Origin of the sequence: Pseudomonas sp. MWU12-2029 (assembly GCF_023242425.1) — a bacterium.
Lineage (GTDB): Bacteria > Pseudomonadota > Gammaproteobacteria > Pseudomonadales > Pseudomonadaceae > Aquipseudomonas > Aquipseudomonas kribbensis.
The window spans coordinates 899,301-918,271 of record NZ_JALJDY010000001.1 but is presented as its reverse complement, the minus strand read 5'-3'; the positions used below and the strand labels follow the sequence as shown (position 1 = coordinate 918,271).

The 18,971-nt window shown below is 59.8% G+C and carries 16 protein-coding genes; 3 read left to right on the top strand and 13 right to left on the bottom strand.

All coding sequences use genetic code 11. The annotated features are described in order from the left end of the window. Positions 1-543 precede the first annotated feature (543 nt). The 4 genes from M5B44_RS04400 to M5B44_RS04385 are packed head-to-tail and all read right to left on the bottom strand — an operon-like array spanning position 544 to position 3,966. Positions 544-1,698, bottom strand: coding sequence for a betaine/proline/choline family ABC transporter ATP-binding protein (locus M5B44_RS04400; RefSeq protein ID WP_248738336.1), 1,155 nt, complete (start codon positions 1,696-1,698; stop codon positions 544-546). Further along, positions 1,695-2,348, bottom strand: coding sequence for an ABC transporter permease (locus M5B44_RS04395; RefSeq protein WP_007953690.1), 654 nt, complete (start codon positions 2,346-2,348; stop codon positions 1,695-1,697). Before M5B44_RS04395 ends, M5B44_RS04400 begins: the two co-directional genes overlap by 4 nt. A gap of 13 nt (positions 2,349-2,361) precedes the next feature. Next, the gene (locus tag M5B44_RS04390) at positions 2,362-3,255 is read right to left on the bottom strand and encodes a glycine betaine ABC transporter substrate-binding protein (RefSeq protein WP_248738335.1); all 894 of its coding nucleotides are present in this window, start codon (positions 3,253-3,255) and stop codon (positions 2,362-2,364) included. A gap of 21 nt (positions 3,256-3,276) precedes the next feature. After that, complete coding sequence (locus M5B44_RS04385; protein WP_248738413.1) at positions 3,277-3,966, bottom strand: ABC transporter permease; 690 nt, start codon at positions 3,964-3,966, stop codon at positions 3,277-3,279. A 357-nt stretch (positions 3,967-4,323) separates the two neighbouring features. Between M5B44_RS04385 and M5B44_RS04380 the strand changes: the two genes are divergently transcribed. After that, positions 4,324-5,907 carry a peptide chain release factor 3 gene (locus M5B44_RS04380; protein ID WP_248738334.1) on the top strand — a complete coding sequence of 528 codons (1,584 nt, stop codon included), beginning with the start codon at positions 4,324-4,326 and terminating at the stop codon, positions 5,905-5,907. Between the two features lie 98 nt (positions 5,908-6,005). Here M5B44_RS04380 and M5B44_RS04375 read toward each other — a convergent pair whose 3' ends face one another. Continuing rightward, positions 6,006-7,331: a type II toxin-antitoxin system HipA family toxin gene (locus M5B44_RS04375; protein ID WP_248738333.1), complete on the bottom strand. Its 1,326-nt coding sequence runs from the start codon at positions 7,329-7,331 to the stop codon at positions 6,006-6,008. A 1-nt stretch (position 7,332) separates the two neighbouring features. Continuing rightward, complete coding sequence (locus M5B44_RS04370; RefSeq protein ID WP_248738332.1) at positions 7,333-7,740, bottom strand: helix-turn-helix transcriptional regulator; 408 nt, start codon at positions 7,738-7,740, stop codon at positions 7,333-7,335. A gap of 436 nt (positions 7,741-8,176) precedes the next feature. On the opposite strand from M5B44_RS04370, the gene M5B44_RS04365 reads away from it, so the two are divergent. Together M5B44_RS04365 and M5B44_RS04360 are read left to right on the top strand one after the other, a co-directional pair. Then, positions 8,177-9,406, top strand: coding sequence for an MFS transporter (locus M5B44_RS04365; RefSeq protein ID WP_248738331.1), 1,230 nt, complete (start codon positions 8,177-8,179; stop codon positions 9,404-9,406). Positions 9,407-9,566: 160 nt separating this feature from the next. Further along, on the top strand, positions 9,567-9,824 hold the full coding sequence (locus tag M5B44_RS04360; RefSeq protein WP_248738330.1) for a hypothetical protein: 258 nt from the start codon (positions 9,567-9,569) through the stop codon (positions 9,822-9,824). A 105-nt stretch (positions 9,825-9,929) separates the two neighbouring features. Here M5B44_RS04360 and M5B44_RS04355 read toward each other — a convergent pair whose 3' ends face one another. The 7 genes from M5B44_RS04355 to M5B44_RS04325 all read right to left on the bottom strand — a co-directional run bounded on the left by M5B44_RS04355 (position 9,930) and on the right by M5B44_RS04325 (position 18,774). Continuing rightward, entirely contained in the window at positions 9,930-10,910 is a 981-nt protein-coding gene (locus M5B44_RS04355) for a peptide ABC transporter ATP-binding protein (RefSeq protein WP_114881404.1), read from the bottom strand. Continuing rightward, a complete protein-coding gene (locus tag M5B44_RS04350; RefSeq protein WP_085711820.1) occupies positions 10,910-11,878 on the bottom strand; it encodes an ABC transporter ATP-binding protein in 969 nt (322 codons plus the stop codon). The genes M5B44_RS04355 and M5B44_RS04350 overlap by 1 nt, the downstream gene beginning before the upstream one ends. Before the next feature lie 10 nt (positions 11,879-11,888). Then, positions 11,889-12,815, bottom strand: coding sequence for an ABC transporter permease subunit (locus tag M5B44_RS04345; protein ID WP_085711819.1), 927 nt, complete (start codon positions 12,813-12,815; stop codon positions 11,889-11,891). Between the two features lie 11 nt (positions 12,816-12,826). After that, positions 12,827-13,837, bottom strand: a complete 1,011-nt coding sequence (locus M5B44_RS04340; protein WP_119426677.1) for an ABC transporter permease subunit — start codon at positions 13,835-13,837, stop codon at positions 12,827-12,829. 73 nt (positions 13,838-13,910) lie between these two features. Further along, positions 13,911-15,506, bottom strand: coding sequence for an ABC transporter substrate-binding protein (locus M5B44_RS04335; RefSeq protein ID WP_248738329.1), 1,596 nt, complete (start codon positions 15,504-15,506; stop codon positions 13,911-13,913). 78 nt (positions 15,507-15,584) lie between these two features. Then, positions 15,585-16,997, bottom strand: a complete 1,413-nt coding sequence (locus M5B44_RS04330; RefSeq protein WP_248738328.1) for an OprD family porin — start codon at positions 16,995-16,997, stop codon at positions 15,585-15,587. A 178-nt stretch (positions 16,998-17,175) separates the two neighbouring features. Then, positions 17,176-18,774: an ABC transporter substrate-binding protein gene (locus M5B44_RS04325; protein WP_248738327.1), complete on the bottom strand. Its 1,599-nt coding sequence runs from the start codon at positions 18,772-18,774 to the stop codon at positions 17,176-17,178. Between the last annotated feature and the right edge of the window lie 197 nt (positions 18,775-18,971).

Here is an 18,971-nt window from a genome sequence, read left to right as displayed (position 1 = left end):
GTGCATATGAACGTCCTCCGTATCCCCACTTTGGTTCGCCTACTTCCCAAGGCATGTCGCCGAAAGCAAAAAGGCCATGGGTCGTTGCCCTTGGCCTTGCTGTCTCGTCGTCAGTACTTGAGCCGGATGGATCGTTTCCAGCATGGACGTTCGGCGCGAACTTTAGGGCGTGAGGGGCCTGAGATCAACTAAAAATGTCGCGTTTCTGCACGCTTCTGACGTGCGTCGCGGATATCACTCTTTGTAGCCGACCGAGATGACGGTCAGATGTTCCGCAATAATTTTCAGGTGTTAAAAATACCTGCACGTTCGATGCTGATGTGCGCCAACTCTCAGATAACTACGATCACTTCAACATCGGCGACGTTGGCGGCGAGAAGGGCAGGTGAGGGGGGATTTGCTGGTTGCAGCTGACAAAATCGGCCGGGTTCGGCGCTCTGGTGTGTTGATATTTCTTGCCGGCTCATCGTCGGCGAAAAAATCCCGGCCTTGAGGATCCGGCGGTCGAAAAAAAGGGCTGTCGAACAGCCCTTTTGCTTTTGATCAGGCTACCGCTTCGGCCGGCGACACGATATTGGTCTTCATTCCGCGCGAACGACCCGAACTCAGATACGCCGCAATCGACTCCTGGGTAACCTCGCCAAGGAACACTCGCTCGGCATCCATCACCGGCAACCACGCCCGATTGAACTCGTACATGCGCGACAACAGGATGCGCAAATGCTCGTCGTACGCAGCCGTGGCGTTGAACTCACGCAGGAACTGCGCACAGGTCCCGGTCTGACGGTGCAGGTCGCGACGTCGCACATAACCCAGTGCCTTGTTCTCGGCGCAGGTGACCACCACGTAACGACGGTCATGCTCGTCCATCAACTCCAGCGCATCGGCCACCGGAGTTTCCGGGCTCACCGATGGAGCGTTGTCCGCTGCGTCTTCCGCCTTCACCAGCAACAAGCGTTTGAGCGTGCTGTCCTGGCCGACGAAGTTGCTGACAAAGTCGTCCGCCGGATGGGCGAGCAGGGTGTCCGGGTGGTCGATCTGTAGCAGTTTGCCGGCGCGGAAGATGGCGATCTTGTCACCCAGTTTGATCGCCTCGTCGATGTCATGGCTGACCATGATCACGGTCTTGTTCAGCGCCCGCTGCATCTCGAAGAACTCGTTCTGGATCATCTCGCGGTTGATCGGGTCGACTGCGCCGAACGGTTCGTCCATCAGCAACAACGGTGCATCCGCCGCCAGTGCGCGGATCACGCCGATCCGTTGTTGCTGGCCGCCGGACAGTTCACGCGGATAACGATGCAGATATTGCTTGGGCTCAAGCTTGATCATGCTCATCAGTTCGCGGGCGCGGTCATGGCATTTCTGTTTGTCCCAGCCGAGCAGTTTCGGCACCACCACGATGTTTTCTTCGATGGTCATGTTCGGGAACAGACCGATCTGCTGGATCACGTAGCCGATGTTGCGACGCAGGGTCACTTCGTCGAGATCGGTGGTGTCTTCGCCGTTGATCAGGATCTTGCCCGAGGTGGGTCTGATCAGGCGGTTGATCATTTTCAGCGTGGTGCTTTTGCCGCAACCCGATGGCCCGAGGAACACGCAGATTTCGCCTTCATTGACGGTCAGGCTTACCGAGTCCACGGCTTTCACGTCTTTGCCGTTGCTTTGGAAGGTCTTGCTGAGGTTTTGAAGTTCGATCATTTGAGGAGTCCTTTTGGAGTCAGCGAACGTTGCAGCCACTGCAAAATGAGGTCGGCGAAGATCGCCAGAAGACTGACCAGCAGCGCGCCGACGATCAGCATCGACATGTCACTGCGGCTGATGGAGGCGAGGATCAGCACGCCGAGGCCGCCGGCGCCGATGGTCGCGGCGATGGTCATCACGCCGATGTTCATCACCACGGCGGTGCGCACGCCGGCGAGGATCACCGGCACCGCAATAGGCAGCTCGACCATGCGCAGGCGCTGGCCGAAGGTCATGCCGATGCCGCGTGCAGCTTCGCGAATGCCCGGTTCGACGCCTGTCAGGGCGAGGTAGGTGTTGCGCATGATCGGCAGCAGTGAATAAAGGAACACGGCGGTGATCGCCGGCATCGGGCCGAGGCCCTGGCCGAACTTCGAGTAGAACGGCAGCAACAGGCCGAACAGTGCAATCGACGGCACGGTCAGCAGCACCGTGGCGCTGGCCTGCAACGGGCCGGCGAGGCTCGGGAAACGCGTCATCAGGATGCCCAGCGGCACGCCGATGAGAATCGCCAGGCTGACGGCGATGCCGACCAGTGTGATGTGCTGCCAGGTCAGGTGCATCACCTGCTGCCAGTCGAGGTGGGAAAAGGCGTTCAGGAATTCCATGACTTCTCCTCCTTCAGTTCAGTGGGTGCTGGCGCAGGAAATCGGCAGCGACTTTCGACGGGCTTTCATGATCGACATCGACCCGCGCATTGAGCTGGCGCATGGTTTCGTCGTCGAACAGCTCGGCCAGCGGCTTGAGTTGCGCCGCCAGTTGCGGGTGAGCGTCGAGGTAGGCTTGACGCACCACAGGTGCGGCGGTGTAGTCCGGGAAGTAATGCTTGTCGTCTTCCAGCAGCTTCAGCCCGAACGCGTTGAGGCGACCGTCGGTGGTGTAGACCAGGCCGGCAAACACCTGGCCGTTGCGCAGTGCGGTGTAGACCAGCCCCGCATCCATCTGCCGGATGTTCTGGCGGGTCAGGTTCATGTCGTAGAGCTTGACCATGCCGTTAAGGCCGTCGGAGCGGTTGGCGAACTCGGTGTCCAGCGCCACCAGATGATTGCTCTTGGCCTCGCTGCGCAGCACATCGTTCAACTGGCTTATGGTGCTGATCTGCGGATATTCCTCGGCGACCTTTTTTGGCAGGGCGAGGGCGTAGGTGTTGCTGAACTTCGACGGGGTCAGCCAGACGAGGCCTTTTTTCGCGTCGAGTTCTTTGACCCGGGCGTAGGACTGTTCGCTGTCGAGTTTCTCGGTGACATGGTTGTAGGCCACCAGCGATACGCCGGTGTATTCCCAGAGCATGTCCAGCTGCCCGCTTTCGTGGGCGCTGCGGGCCAGATTGCTGCCCAGTCCGCCGGTGATCTGCGCGTCATAGCCTTTGCTGCCCAGGTATTGGGCGGTGATTTCCGCGAGCAGGGTTTGTTCGGTGAACACTCGGGCACCGAGGCGAATGAGCGGCTTTTCCGCCGCTTGGGCAAATCCTGCGAACAGCAGAACGCAGCCCAGAATCAAGCTAAGTCGTTTCATGAATATTCCTTTGCCGAAGCCTTAAGACGGGCGCAAACCGCGTTCCAGCCAGAGACGGCTGGCGAGGGTGACCACGCCATCGAGCAGCAGGGCCAGCAGCGCGGTGCACGCGGCGCCGAGCAGCAGTTGCGGCTGGTTGTTCAGGGCGATGCCGGGGAAAATCAGGCTGCCGAGGCTGTTGGCGCCGATCAGGAACGCCAGCGGCGCCGTACCGACGTTGATCGCCAGGGCCACTCGCACACCGCCGACGATGATCGGCACGGCGTTGGGCAACTCGACTTGCCACAACACCTGGCGCGGGGTCATGCCGATGCCGGTGGCGGCTTCTTTCAGCGAGCCCTGGACGTTTTTCAGGCCTTCGTAGGTGTTGCGCACAATCGGCAAGAGTGAGGCGAGGAATAAAGCGAAGATCGCCGGACCACTGCCGATGCCGAGTATCCCCAGGGCAATCGCCAGTACGGCCAGCGGTGGCACGGTGTTACCGATGTTGAAGATCTGCATGAAGCGTTCGGCGCGGCCGACCATGGTCGGGCGGCTCAGGAAGATACCGGCGGGGATGCCCACGAAAAGGGCGGCCAGCATTGAAGCGAGGACGAGAATCAGATGAGCTTGCAGGTAAAACAACAAATCGTCGCGGTAGTGTTCGATCGTGTTGATGCCGATCCAGTGAACCAGCAGGGCCAGGAGCGCGATCACCACCGCACCTCCCATCAGCCCTTTGCCATAGCGGATAGCCACAGGCGGACTCCTTTTTTATAGTCGGCGGACGCTGTCCCGAGTGGCATGCCATGCCTGGCTGCCGGGAGTGAACGTTCGCGAGAAGCAGCTCCCCCAGCACCGGCGAAAAGCGGTCTGAAAGCGAGCCATGAGCGCAGCCTCGTCAGGCTAACTTGCTGATTTTTCAGCCCCTGACGAAAAGTCGTAACAGGGGATGGACGTCTCCGTGCTTTAAAAGGTTCCCATCTGAGGCAGCATTTGGCCACCCTTAATGTGCTCAACGGTTCGGTTATTGTCTTGACTTGGGCTATAATCGCGGCCCTTTTTTGAATCACCGCCAGGCGATTTCCCATGACCAGACAGGCCGCCGAAGTCGCGAAACGCCGCACTTTCGCCATTATTTCCCACCCCGATGCCGGTAAAACCACGATCACCGAAAAGCTCCTGTTGATGGGCAAGGCGATTGCAGTGGCCGGTACGGTGAAATCCCGTAAATCCGACCGCCATGCGACATCCGACTGGATGGAGATGGAGAAGCAGCGGGGTATTTCCATTACCACGTCGGTCATGCAGTTCCCGTATCGCGAACACATGATCAACCTGCTCGACACCCCGGGCCACGAAGACTTCTCCGAAGACACCTACCGCACCCTGACCGCGGTGGACTCGGCCCTGATGGTTCTCGACGGCGGTAAAGGTGTAGAGCCACGGACCATCGCCCTGATGGACGTCTGCCGTCTGCGTGACACGCCGATCGTCAGCTTCATCAACAAACTCGACCGTGACATCCGCGACCCGATCGAACTGCTCGACGAGATCGAAGCCGTTCTGGAGATCAAGGCTGCGCCGATCACCTGGCCGATCGGTTGCTACCGCGACTTCAAGGGCGTGTACCACCTGGCGGACGACTACATCATTGTCTACACCGCCGGTCACGGTCACGAACGTACCGAAACCAAGATCATCGAAAAGCTCGATTCCGACGAAGCCCGCGCGCATCTGGGCGACGAGTACGATCGTTTCCTCGAGCAGCTGGAACTTGTGCAGGGCGCCTGCCACGAGTTCAACCAGCAGGAGTTCATCGACGGCCAGCTGACCCCGGTGTTCTTCGGTACCGCACTGGGCAACTTCGGTGTCGATCACGTCCTCGACGCCGTGGTCGACTGGGCGCCGCGTCCGCTGCCACGGGTGGCCAACGAGCGCACCGTGGAGCCGGTGGAAGAGAAGTTCTCGGGCTTCATCTTCAAGATCCAGGCGAACATGGACCCGAAACACCGCGACCGCATCGCCTTCATGCGTATCTGCTCCGGCAAGTACGAGAAAGGCATGAAGATGCGCCACGTGCGTACCGGCAAGGACGTGCGCATTGGCGACGCCCTGACGTTCTTCTCCTCCGAGCGTGAACAGCTGGAAGAGGCGTACGCCGGCGACATCATCGGTCTGCACAACCACGGCACCATCCAGATCGGCGACACCTTCAGCGAAGGCGAAACCCTGGGCTTCACCGGTATCCCGCACTTCGCCCCGGAACTGTTCCGCCGCGTACGCCTGCGCGATCCGCTGAAATCCAAGCAACTGCGCCAGGGCCTGCAACAGCTGGCCGAAGAAGGCGCGACCCAGGTGTTCTTCCCGGAGCGCAGCAACGACATCATCCTCGGCGCCGTCGGTGTGCTGCAGTTCGATGTGGTCGCCAGCCGCCTGAAAGAGGAATACAAGGTCGAATGCTCCTACGAGCCGATCACCGTGTATTCCGCGCGCTGGATCGAATGCAGCGACAAGAAGAAGCTGGAGGAATTCTCCAACAAGGCTGTGGAAAACCTCGCGCTGGACGGCGGCGGTCACCTGACCTACCTCGCCCCGACCCGTGTCAACCTGGCCCTGATGGAAGAGCGCTGGCCGGACGTGAAATTCCGTGCGACCCGTGAGCATCACTAAGCGCTGATCTACTGTGCTGATTCCCTGCAGCGCAAACTGCGGGGTTCAGAGCGAACAGCCCTGCAGGTTTACGCCTGCAGGGCTTTTTTGTTTTTGCTTCACAGGTCGTCCGCAAGATACAGCCGGTGGCTGTGTTCAATTTCTTCGATCAGTTTTTCATTTTCAATGCCAGCGATACCTGCGAATTCGCGCCATCGACGAACCGAATCGGCGACCTCCTTGATGATTTTGCGCCCGTTCAACCTGGGGATCTGTTTCGCCAGTGCGAGCAGATCTTCGACCGTAAAGGCATCCCTTTTCCCATTGATGGTCATCTGGTGAGTGGATACCCATGGCGAGTCGACGCGATAAGCCCAGCACATGTCATATGCCGGAGTCAGGCGCCAAACCCCGTCCCTCCAGACCTGGAAAGCAATATTTCGAGTGTGGTCGTCCTGATTTCGCGCAATCACATTGAACACGGCGCGTCGAAACAGCTCTATTTGATCCTCTCTGGGAAGACTCAGATCCCTCGCTACGAGTAGCGCTTGTTCGTAAGAGTACGCGCCTGGTTTGGTGTAGTCGGCAATGTCCATGGCGCACAATGTTTGCACGTGAATCTTGTCACCATCGTCCATCCGGTCGAAACGGCGAGTCATGAAGTGAGCGCGAGGACCATCAATGTGCAGACGGCACTCGGTCATGGTAATCCCCGAGGCGACAGTCATCAGATGGTAAGCGTATTCCACCCGGCCAAAGCCGGCAGGGTCACCCAGTGAGTTTGCCCCTTTGGGCACGTCGAACTTGAACAGCCAATAGCTGTACCCCGCCGGGGCCGTGATTTGTCCCGAGCAAAGCTCACCGGTCTTTTCATTGATGGCAATGATTGCCTTCGGTCGTTGGCCGCCAGCCGATGAACCCACCTGAAACATATGCTTGAGCGCTTCCTCACCCTGCTTGCCTTCATGACCCAGTTGCAGCCCGGCAAACTGCTGTTGACGCTGCTCGAGGATCTGTCCGGCAAGCTCCACCAAAGAATCGAGCTCCAGCTTTTCGATCCTGGTCCTGGCCCTGTCCACGGCAGGGCGGAACTCCAGCGCCCCCATGCCTCGGGCGCCGATGTAAAGCAATCGCTCAACGGGAGTGAAGCTGTTGGGGTCGCGTCCTTCCTTGGCCAGCCAAGCGTCGATCACTGCGTTACCGAAGTCATCGGGAAGCGAATCTGAAAGGCATGGCGGGAGAGATTTGAAAGCCTGAACGTTCAGCGATGGGAAGGCGTACACCTCACCTGCCACTGCTCGCATGGTCAGTGGTGCAATCTCCAGTCCGATTTCGGTAAACGCTGGATCGAATTCAAATGTTGCTGTTGCGGGGGACTGGCTTTCATCCCAAAGCACAGCGCCTACCTTGGTATCCCACATCCACACTTCTGCAGTTATCGCCACGTCATTTCTTCCTTGGTATCAGCAAAGGTTTCGCTTTGCCCTGCTCTTTGTTTTTTGTTGATGTCTGCGGTTGAGTGCTTTGGTGGACATGTATCCGGCCGTCGCTGGTACGAACGGCCCCCAGCGCACGGACACGACCTGTCTTGCCTGTCTGAGCCGCAGCCATCGGGCTCGCACGGGGAGGCTCGATCAGGCCGGAGAGAAGGTCCAGAGAGTCAAACTCTCGTAGCACTGCGATCAGTAACTGTAGGGTGCCTTTGCCTTTTTCCAGCTTTTGAATCGTGGGAGTACTGACTCCGACACTGTCTGCAAGCTGGTCTTGTGTGATGTCCTTGCGCAGGCGGCGCGCGCGCAGGGCCTCACCTAACTGAGCGGAGATTGCGTCATCACTTTTACGTTGTATTCGCATAAGGAAAATATTCCTTTGTGTTGTGGTCTTTTTTCAGACTCAAGGAAAATATTTTTTTGTATTATGCATAGTTTTAGATCTTTTCATTCGACTCTCTAAGGAAAATTTTTATTTGTTTTATGCGATGAAGTGCGGGCAAATGAAAATATTTCTTTGTGTTATAGGCTAGCTAAGATTTCGTGATGATTTTGCGATCATGAAGACGCTCTTTTCAGACCAGTGGAGCGCTTTCGGCTCTCGCCTGGTTGCCTGGAGGCACTTTCAATTCGATGCCAATGCTACGTGCGATGTAAAAGAGTGCACAGGCTCTTCGTGTAGGCCTTTTCCTATCAGTAGGTGAGCGGACTCCGGATTTCAATCTTCACTGATTGTCCAGGCGACAACCCGCTTTCTGGCGGCTAGTGTCAACGCTCACGCACCTCCAAGGATCAATGGAATGAGAGGGTTGTTCACTCACTTGCTGCGATTCGACGGTTACTTCAGCACCATGGCCTGGGTACTCGCGGCGCTGTTGTTCATCAATCGCCTGAGCAGCATGGTCAAGCTGTTCATGGCGTTGTATCTGCGTCAGGAGCTGGGTTTCGCCATCGAGACCGTCGGCTGGCTGTTGGCGGCGTATGGCGGCGGGCTGTTGATCGGTTCGATGTTGGGGGGCTTGCTCAGCGACCATATCCGCACCGCGCGGCTGACGGCGGCGCTGTTCTTCGTTTCGGCATGGGTGCTGCTCGGGCTCGGGCTGGTGACGCAAGTGCCGTTGCTGGCCGCGTTGCTGTTGCTCAGCGGTACGATCGACGGCGCGATCCGTACGTTGCATCAACGCCTGATCATGGAATATTGCGAGGTTGCACAGCGCGCCCGGGCGCAGGCCTTGAGCCGTATCGCGCGAAACCTCGGGATGGCCGCCGCCGGTATCGCGGGCGGTGTTCTGGCGCAGACGGATTTTCGCTGGGTGTTCTTCATCAGTGCGGTGCTGACGCTGGTGGCGCTGCTGTGGTTTGTCCGCACGACCTGGGGGCGAACGGTGCTGATCCCGGACGAAACGCCAGAGACGCAGGCCGGCTCCGGCCTGCCATATCGCGACAAACCGTTTCTCTGGCTGCTGGCGGCGACCGTCCTGCTCGGCATGGCGTTCGACACCGTTTACAGCACCCTCGGCAACTATCTGCGCGACTACTATCGCTTGAGTACCGAGGCCATCGGCTGGCAGTTCGCAATCAATGCAGTCCTTGTCGTGACGCTGCAGATTCCAATCTCGCATTCGGGCGAACGCTGGGGCTCGCGCCGCCCGTTGATCGCCGGTTGCGTATTGCTGGCAGTCGGGCTCGGCATGCTGCCACTGGGTTCCGGGCTGTTTTATGCCTGCCTGTCGACGGTGGTCTGGACACTGGGGGAGGCGCTGTTCATGCCGCCGCTGAATGTGCTGGTCATGCAGCATGCGCAACGTGGCAAGAGCGGCCAGTACTTCGGTCTGTTCTTCATGGCCTGGAGTGCGAGTGCGTTGTTGTCACCGGTGCTCAGCGGTCAGTTGTACGGGCATTTCGGTGGGCACAGTGTCTGGGTAGCCAGTGCGGCGCTGGCCATTATGTCGGTCCCGCTGGTTTGTCTGGCGACTCGTTTGCGTCTCGGCCAGCCAGCCCGTGCAAACCCGCAAAGCCGCCTCGCTTAGCTGATCCGGTTATGGGGGTTATTCGAAAGCGGTCTGTCCAGCCATGGCATTTCCGGGCATTGGTTAGCGTCCTATCTGGTGAACCCGGCTGATCGGAACTAGATTTTATTCAGCGCCGGACCGGCACTCTGGCTTCAACCACGAAAGGATGGAAACGCTTATGAGCATTTTTCAACGCATAGTGTTGTTGCTTAAGGTTTTGGTGATGCTGACGCTTGGCACCACGGCGGCGTGGGCGAGCAACGCGGCGCCCGCACAGGGCTTCAATGCGGCCCACGGGCACGCGGGTGTGATCATGCTCGCCAAGTCCGAATCCGAACCCGGTGATCAGGATCAGGGTGGCAGCAAGGACGATGACGACTCGACCACCGACGAGCCGGACACCGATGATCCGGACGATGGCGACAGCCAGACGTAGATCGCAGACAAAAGAAAACCTCTTCTTCCCCGACTGATGCGCAATCGAGAAAGAAGAGGTTTGGTCAACGCTTTAACGACCCGCCCCGGCAACAGGGCGGGTTTTTTATGCCGCGCCGTCGAGGAACTGCTCGGCGTAGTGGCACGCTACCTGACGCGTATCGAGCTGGCGCAGGGCCGGCTCTTCCGCGCTGCAACGTTCGGTCGCGTACGGGCAGCGCTTGTGGAACGCGCAGCCCGGTGGCGGGTTCAGCGGGTTGGGCAGCTCGCCGACGATCTTGATCTTCGGCTTGTCCGGATCCGGGTGGATGGTCGGAGTCGCCGACAGCAGCGCCTGGGTGTACGGGTGCAGAGGGCGGGCATAGATGTCGTGCTTCGGACCGATTTCCACCGGACGCCCGAGGTACATCACCATCACGTCATCGGCCACGTGCTGCACCACCGCCAGGTTGTGCGAGATGAACACGTAACCGGTGTTGAACTCCTGCTGCATGTCCATGAACAGGTTCAGCACCTGCGCCTGGATCGACACGTCCAGTGCCGAAGTCGGTTCGTCCGCCACCAGCACTTTCGGTTGCAGCATCATGGCGCGAGCCAACGCGATACGCTGACGCTGACCGCCGGAGAACATGTGCGGATAACGCTGGTAGTGCTCGGGACGCAAGCCGACCTGCTTCATCATCGCCTGGACTCGTTCGCGACGTTCGGCAGCCGACAGGTTGGTGTTGATCAGCAGCGGTTCGGCCAGTTGATCACCGATTTTCTGCCGGGGGTTCAACGAGGCGTATGGGCTCTGGAACACCATCTGCACGTCTTTGCGCAGCTGCTTGCGCTGGGCCTTGTCGGCGCCGGCCACTTCTTGCCCTGCGATTTTCAGGGAACCGGACGACGGCTCCTCGATCAGGGTCAGGGCACGGGCCAGGGTGGATTTGCCGCAGCCCGATTCGCCCACAACGGCGAGGGTCTTGCCGGCTTCCAGCTCGAACGACACACCGTTGAGGGCGCGTACGGTCGCATGGCCCTTGAACAGGCCACGGGAGACTTCGTAGTGACGGGTCAGGTCGCGGGCGGTAAGTACGACGGCCATTACGCCACCTCCTGGTTCAGCGGGTAGAAGCAGCGGGCGAGGCTGTGGCTTTTCGGATCGAGGGTCGGACGTTGCGCGCGGCAGCTGTCCTGCACGTACGGGCAGCGCGGCGACAGCAGGCAGCCTTGCGGACGGTCGTAACGGCCGGGGACGATGCCCGGCAGTGTGGCCAGACGCTCGGCACCCTGGCTGTGTTCCGGAATCGCCTTGAGCAGCGCTTCGCTGTACGGGTGGGCCGGGATGTCGAACAGTTGCGGCACCTGACCGACTTCAACGGCTTGACCGGCGTACATCACGCACACGCGCTGGGCGGTTTCAGCCACCACGGCGAGGTCGTGGGTGATCAGCACCAGGCCCATGTTCTGCTCTTTCTGCAGGGCCAGCAGCAGGTCCATGATCTGCGCCTGGATCGTTACGTCGAGTGCGGTGGTCGGCTCGTCGGCGATCAGCAGTTTTGGCTCGCCGGCAATCGCCATGGCAATTGCCACACGCTGGCTCATGCCGCCGGACAGTTGGTGCGGATAGGCGTCCATACGGCTCGAAGCGCCGGGAATTTCAACCTTTTCCAGCAGTTCGATGGCGCGCTTGCGGGCGGCCTTGCCGGACATTTTCAGGTGCAGGCGCAGCACTTCCTCGATCTGGAAACCGACGGTGTAGCTCGGGTTCAGCGCGGTCATCGGATCCTGGAACACCATGGACAGATCTTTACCGACGATCTGCCGACGCTGGCGATTGCTCAGTTTGAGCATGTCTTTACCGTCGAAGCTCAGAGAGTCGGCAGTGACGATCCCCGGGTGCTCGATCAGGCCCATCAGCGCCATCATGGTCACGGACTTGCCGGAACCCGACTCGCCCACGATCGCCAGGACTTCGCCCTTGTCGACTTTCAGGTCGAGGCCGTCGACCACCGGTGTGGCGTTCTTGTCGCCGAAGCGAACGTTGAGATTCTTGATTTCTAGCAGTGACATGGGAATCTCCTCAGGCGGCGTTCTTGAGTTTCGGGTCCAGCGCATCGCGCAAACCGTCGCCCATCAAGTTGATTGCCAGCACGCTGAGCAAAATGGTCAGACCAGGCAGACTCACGACCCACCAGGCGCGTTCGATGTAGTCGCGGGCCGAGGCCAGCATGGTGCCCCACTCAGGGGTTGGCGGCTGGACGCCGAGGCCGAGGAAGCCCAGGGCGGCGGCGTCGAGGATCGCCGAAGAGAAGCTCAGGGTGGCCTGAACGATCAGCGGTGCCATGCAGTTCGGCAGCACAGTGATGAACATCAGGCGCGGCAGGCCGGCACCGGCCAGGCGCGCAGCGGTCACGTAGTCGCGGTTCAGTTCGCCCATCACCGCAGCACGGGTCAGACGCACGTAGGACGGCAACGAAACCACGGCAATCGCGATCACGGTGTTGATCAGGCCAGGGCCGAGGATGGCGACGATCGCCACAGCCAGCAGCAGCGATGGCAGGGCCAGCATGATGTCCATCAGACGCATGATGGTCGGGCCGACCACTTTCGGGAAGAAACCGGCGAACAGACCCAGCAGGATCCCCGGAATCAGCGACATCACCACCGACGACAGACCGATCAGCAGCGACAGGCGCGAACCCTGGATCAGACGCGACAGCAGGTCCCGCCCCAGTTCATCGGTGCCGAGCAGGAACTGCATCTGCCCGCCTTCGAGCCACGCCGGCGGCGTCAGCAGGAAGTCACGGTATTGCTCGCTCGGGTTATGCGGGGCGACCCACGGCGCGAAGATCGCGCAGAAAATCACCAGCAGCATGAACAGCAGGCCGGCAACGGCGCCCTTGTTCTTGGCGAAGGCTTGCCAGAATTCTTTGTACGGCGACGGGTACAGCAGACTTTGATCCGCGCCAGGTGCAGCGGTGACTACTGAGGATGTTGGAGTGCTCATGGGTATTGACCTCAGCGCTGATGACGGATGCGTGGGTTGGCAAAGCCGTAGAGGATGTCCACCACGAAGTTGACCAGGATCACCAGGCAGGCGATCAACAGGATGCCGTTCTGCACGACCGGATAGTCCCGGGCGCCGATGGCTTCGATCAGCCACTTGCCGATGCCGGGCCACGAGAAGATGGTCTCGGTCAGTACCGCACCGGCCAGCAGGGTGCCGACTTGCAGACCGACCACGGTCAGCACCGGGATCAGCGCGTTGCGCAGACCGTGCACGAACACCACGCGCGACGGCGACAGGCCTTTGGCCTTGGCGGTACGGATGTAGTCTTCACGCAGCACTTCGAGCATCGACGAACGGGTCATCCGCGCGATCACCGCCAGCGGAATGGTGCCGAGGACGATGGCCGGCAGGATCAGGTGATGCAGCGCATCCAGGAACGCGCCGGTGTCATTGGCCAGCAGGGTGTCGATCAGCATGAAGCCGGTGCGTGGCTCGATGTCGTAGAGCAGGTCGATCCGCCCTGACACCGGGGTCCAGCCCAGGCTCACCGAGAAGAACATGATGAGAATCAGGCCCCACCAGAAGATCGGCATCGAATACCCCGCCAGGGAGATGCCCATCACCCCGTGGTCGAACAGGGATCCTCGCTTGAGGGCCGCGATCACCCCGGCCAGGAGGCCCAGGACGCCGGCGAACAGCAGGGCGGCCATGGACAGTTCCAGGGTCGCCGGGAAGAGGGAGGTGAACTCGGTCCATACGCTCTCACGGGTGCGCAGGGATTCGCCGAGATCGCCGTGGGCCAGTTTGCCGATGTAGTCCAGGTACTGGGCGTACAGCGGTTTGTTCAGACCGAGGCGTTCCATTGCCTGAGCGTGCATTTCGGGGTCGACCCGACGTTCGCCCATCATCACTTCCACGGGGTCGCCGGGAATCATGCGAATCAACGCGAAAGTCAGCAAGGTGATGCCGAAAAACGTGGGGATCAACAACCCCAGTCGGCGGGCAATAAAACTAAACATCTTTTGTGGTACCTCATCAGCCGGTTAGGCGTGCCCGGCGACCCTGGGGTCAGGGAGGCCGGGAGTTTCTTATCTACTTCACCTGGGTGGTGGCGAAGTTATTGGTTGTCAGAGGGCTGATGTGATAACCCTCTACGTTGTTGCGCATTGCGGTGAACATCCGGGTGTGGGCCATGCTGATCCACGGTTGGTCCTGATTGAAGATGGCCTGGGCTTCTTCGTACAGTTTGGCGCGTTCGGCCGGATCTACTTTAGCCCGTGCTTCGTCGAGCAGGGTCTGGAATTTCTCGTTGCACCAGCGAGCGTAGTTTTCGCCGTTCTTGGCGGCCTCGCAACTGAGCATAGGCGTCAGGAAGTTATCCGGGTCGCCGTTGTCGCCCGCCCATCCGGCCGACACCATATCGTGTTCGCCGGCCTTGGCGCGCTTGAGCATTTCGCCCCATTCCATCACGCGGATGTCGATCTTGATCCCGACTTTCGCCAGGTCAGCCTGCATCATTTGCGCGCCGAGCATCGGGTTGGGGTTGGTCGGGCCGCCGCCGTTGCGGGTAAACAGGGTAAACACGGTGCCTTCCGGCACGCCGGCTTCCTTGAGCAGTTTGCGCGCTGCGTCGAGGTCACGTGGCGGGTTTTTCAGCTCGTGGTTGTAGCCCAGCAGGGTCGGCGGGTACGGGTTGACCGCGACGGTCGCGTTGCCCTTGCCGAACAGCGCGTTGACGTAGGCTTCCTTGTCGAAGGCGATGTCGATCGCTTTACGCACGCGCACGTCGCTGATGTATTTGTGCTGGGTGTTCATGGCGATGTAGGAAACGGTCATCGCGTCCATTTCATCGACTTTCAGCTTGTCGTCTTTCTTGATGCTCGGGATGTCATCCGGCTTCGGATACAGCGCGACCTGGCACTCGTTGGCCTTGAGTTTCTGCAGGCGCACATTGTTGTCGGTGGCGATGGCCAGGATCAACGCATCGGCCGGCGGCTTGCCACGGAAGTAGTCCGGGTTGGCCTTGAAGCGAACCTGGGCGTCCTTGTTGTAGCGCTGGAAGACGAACGGGCCAGTGCCGACCGGCTTGTTGTTCAGGTCGCCGGTCTTGCCGGACTTGAGCAACTGGTCGGCGTATTCGGCCGGGTAGATCGAGGAGAATGCCATGGCGATGTCGGCCAGGAACGGCGCTTCGCGGCGGGTCAGGGTGAACTTTACGGTGTTGTCGTCGACTTTCTCGACGCTTTTGAGCAGTTCCTTGAAGCCCATGCTTTCAAAGTACGGGAAGCCCACGCTCGACAGCTTGTGCCACGGGTGATTCGGGTCCAGCTGACGCTGGAAGCTCCAGACCACGTCGTCGGCGTTCAGGTCGCGGGTCGGCTTGAAGTATTCGGTGGTGTGAAACTTGACGCCTTTGCGCAGGTGGAACGTGTAGGTCAGGCCGTCGTCGCTGATGTCCCAGGACTCGGCGAGCGCCGGGATCACTTCAGTGGTGCCGGGCTTGAAGTCGGCCAGGCGGTTGAAGATGGTTTCGGCCACCGCGTCGGCAGTGACTGCAGTCGTGTACTGGACCATATCGAAGCCTTCCGGACTGGCTTCGGTGCAGACCACCAAGGGTTTGGCCGAGACGCCGATGGCGGCGCTCAACAGGGCGGCAGCGACGGCCGCACGTAGGGGAAGCATTTTCATCGATAACCCTCTGCAATCGGTTGAAGACAAAAAGCCGAACGGCCGACTCGTCACTGAGTCAGCCGTCGGCACGCGTTTTTACAGAATGTTGAACGGTACGGTGGTCACGAGACGGAACTCGTTGATGCTGCCGTCAGCCTGGTTTTCGCTGGCGCGGTGAGCAGTGTAGGTGGCACGCACGGTGGTCGCCTTGAGCGGGCCGCTCTGTACCGCGTAGGTGGCACCGATGCCGTATTCGTAGTGGTGCTCGCCGTCCATGTTGCGTACGTCATACGCAGTGCCGGTGTAGTGAGTACCGTCGATGCCCCAGCCGCGGGCCTGGTAGATGTTGAACTTCAGGCCTGGCACGCCGTATTCGGCCATGTTCAGACCGTAGGCGACCTGGAAGGATTTCTCGTTCGGGCCGTTGAAGTCGGACAGCAGGGAGTTGGCCAGGTAGATGCCGTTGGTTTCGTGCAGGTAGTCGAAGTACTCGTCACCGTTGATCGCCTGGTACGAGAAGGTCAGGCTGTGGGCCTGGTGAGTCAGGCCGAACGACAGCGAGTAGGTGTCGTTGTCGATGTTGCCCATCTCTTTCTTGCCGGTATCGACGGTCTTGTAGTAGTTCAGGCCGGTGGTCAGGCTCACGACGTTGCTGTCACCCAGTTCGTGGGTGGCGCCGAAGTAGTACTGGTTCCAGAAGTCTTCAGCCTTGGAGGCGTACAGGCTGGTCTTCAGGCTCTGCAGCGGCTGGTAGTTCAGGCCGACGATGCTCACGCGATCGGTTTCGGCGCCGTTGGCGCTGTACTCGGTGCGGAATTTCGACAGGCTCTCTTCGGTACGCGGCGATACGCGGTCGAAGCTGCCGGCGTCGAACGACAGGTTGTTCAGCTCTTCGCTGTGCAGGCTCACACCTTCAAAGCTCGAAGGCAGCGCACGGTTGCCGATGGTGTCGACGATTGGCGTGCTGAAGTTCTGGCGACCGGCGGTCAGGGTGGTGTTGGAAACGCGGAACTTGACGTTGGCCAGGCCCAGTTTGCTCCACTGACCTTCAGCGTCACCGCCTTCCTTGGTCAGGGTACGGTTGTTGCCCGCGCCTGGACGCGAACCCGGTGCACCACCGTTGTTGGAGGCCAGGGCCTTGCGATCACGCTCCAGGGCCACGGCGTTGTAGGCGGCTACTTCGGTGCTGACACCCACGGTGCCCTGAGTGAAGCCGGAGGTGAAGTTGACGATGGTGCCCTGTACCCAGTTGATACGACGATCGGTCGGGGTGGCAACGCCGTCTTTGCGGTAAGTGAACTTGCCGCCGCGCTTCAGTTGCTCGTTGGCGTACCAGTTACGGGTCGTGCCGCTGACTTTGGAGCCTTCGAGGAAGCCGGTGGCGTCAGCCTGGGCGCTTTTCTCGTTGACGGTCACCGGGGTGAACGCCTGGCTCTGCTCCTCGGCAAACGCCGTGGCGGTGATGCTGCTGATGGCCAAGGCCAGTATCGCGGTGCTGCTCAGTTTCATGGGTGAAGCTCCTTTACTTTCTTTTTATGCCGGCTTTTTTTGTTGGGCCGGTTTTTGGTTTTAGAACTCATTCACACATCGCAAACGTTTGCAAAAGGCCTGATCGGCAAATTTCGGCAAAGCGCTTGCGTGAGGAGGTAGACAGCCTCCTCAGCATTGCGGCTAATCGGTTATGGGTTTAATCGATGCTGACACCCGAAAACACGTTGCGGCCGAAGGGACTGACCTTGAATCCTTCAACCCTGGCGCTCAGCGGCTGGTTGACCGTCGAGTGGGCGACAGGCGTGATCGGCACTTGCTGCTTGAGCAATTGCTGGGCCTGTTTGTAGAGCACGGTGCGCTGGTCGCGGTCGGTGACGACCTTGGCCTCTTTGATCAGCTTGTCGTAAGCCGGGTCGCACCACATGGAATAGTTGTTGCCGCCAATGGCGTCGCAGCTGTACAGCGTGCCGAGCCAGTTGTCCGGGTCCCCGTTGTCGCCGGTCCAGCCGATCAGGCTGACGTCGTGTTCGCCATTCTTGGTGCGCTTGATGTACTCGCCCCATTCATAGCTGACGATCTTCACTTTCAGACCGATCTTGGCCCAGTCAGCCTGGAGCATTTCGGCCATCAGCTTGGCGTTCGGGTTGTACGGGCGCTGCACCGGCATGGCCCACAGGGTGATCTCGGTGCCTTCCTTGACGCCGGCAGCCTTGAGCAGTTCCTTGGCTTTTTCCGGGTTGTAGGCGGCGTCCTTGATCGTGGTGTCGTAGGACCATTGGGTCGGCGGCATGGCGTTGACCGCCAGTTGACCGGCACCCTGATAAACAGCGTTGAGAATCCCCTGTTTATTCACCGCCATGTCCAGCGCCTGACGCACTTCGAGCTGGTCGAACGGTTTGTGGCGCACGTTGTAGGCGATGTAGCCAAGGTTGAAACCCGGTTTTTCGATCAGTTGCAGTTTCGGGTCGTTTTTCAGTGCCGGCACATCGGCCGGGCGTGGATGCAGCGTGACCTGGCATTCGCCGGCCTTGAGCTTCTGCACACGCACGGATGCGTCGGTATTGATCGCGAAAATCAGGTTCTTCAGCTTCACCCGGCTCTGATCCCAGTAATGCGGGTTGCCGGTGTAGCGGATGTTCGAGTCTTTCTGATAGCTCTTGAACACGAACGGGCCAGTGCCGACCGGCTTCTGGTTGATGTCGCTCGGCTTGCCTTCGGCCAGCAGCTTGTCGGCGTATTCGGCGGACAGAATGGCGGCAAAGCTCATGGCGATGTTCTGGATGAACGCGGCGTCGACGCTGTTGAGCGTGAACTCCACGGTCAGCGGCCCGGTCTTTTCGACCTTGGCGATGTTCTTGTTGAGGCTCATCCCGTTGAAATACGGGAACTCGGTCGGATAAGCCTTACGGAAAGGCTGTTGCGGATCGAGCATGCGGTTAAACGTGAACAGCACGTCGTCGGCGTTGAAATCGCGGGTAGGTTTGAAGTACGCCGTTGTATGAAATTTCACCCCTTCACGCAGGTGAAAGGTGTACTTGAGGCCATCCTCGGAAATATCCCAGCTCGTTGCCAGGCCCGGTACGACATTGGTCGCGCCTTTTTCGAACTCGGCCAGACGGTTGTACAGCGGTTCGGCGGCGTCGTTATCGGTCGCGGTCGTGTATTGCGCGGTATCGAAACCGGCCGGGCTGCCTTCGGAGCAGAACACCAGACTGTCGCTGGCGGCAAAACTCGCGGACGTGGCGGCCAACAGGCCGGCGCCCAGCAATGCGGAAAAAACCAAGGTGTGGCGCATGACGCTCCCTCTTGTCTCAGTGTTTTTCAATGCGCCGCGATCCCTTCCAGGGAAGTTGTGGCCGCATTGAGCTCAATCCAGCAGCAAACCGATAGCCCACGCAGTCACTGGTCAGAACCCGACGGTAGGGGCCGCAGGTCTGGCAGTAAATGCGCTGAGTCCTAAAGACTCGTAGGAAAAGGCGACACGTCCTAAAC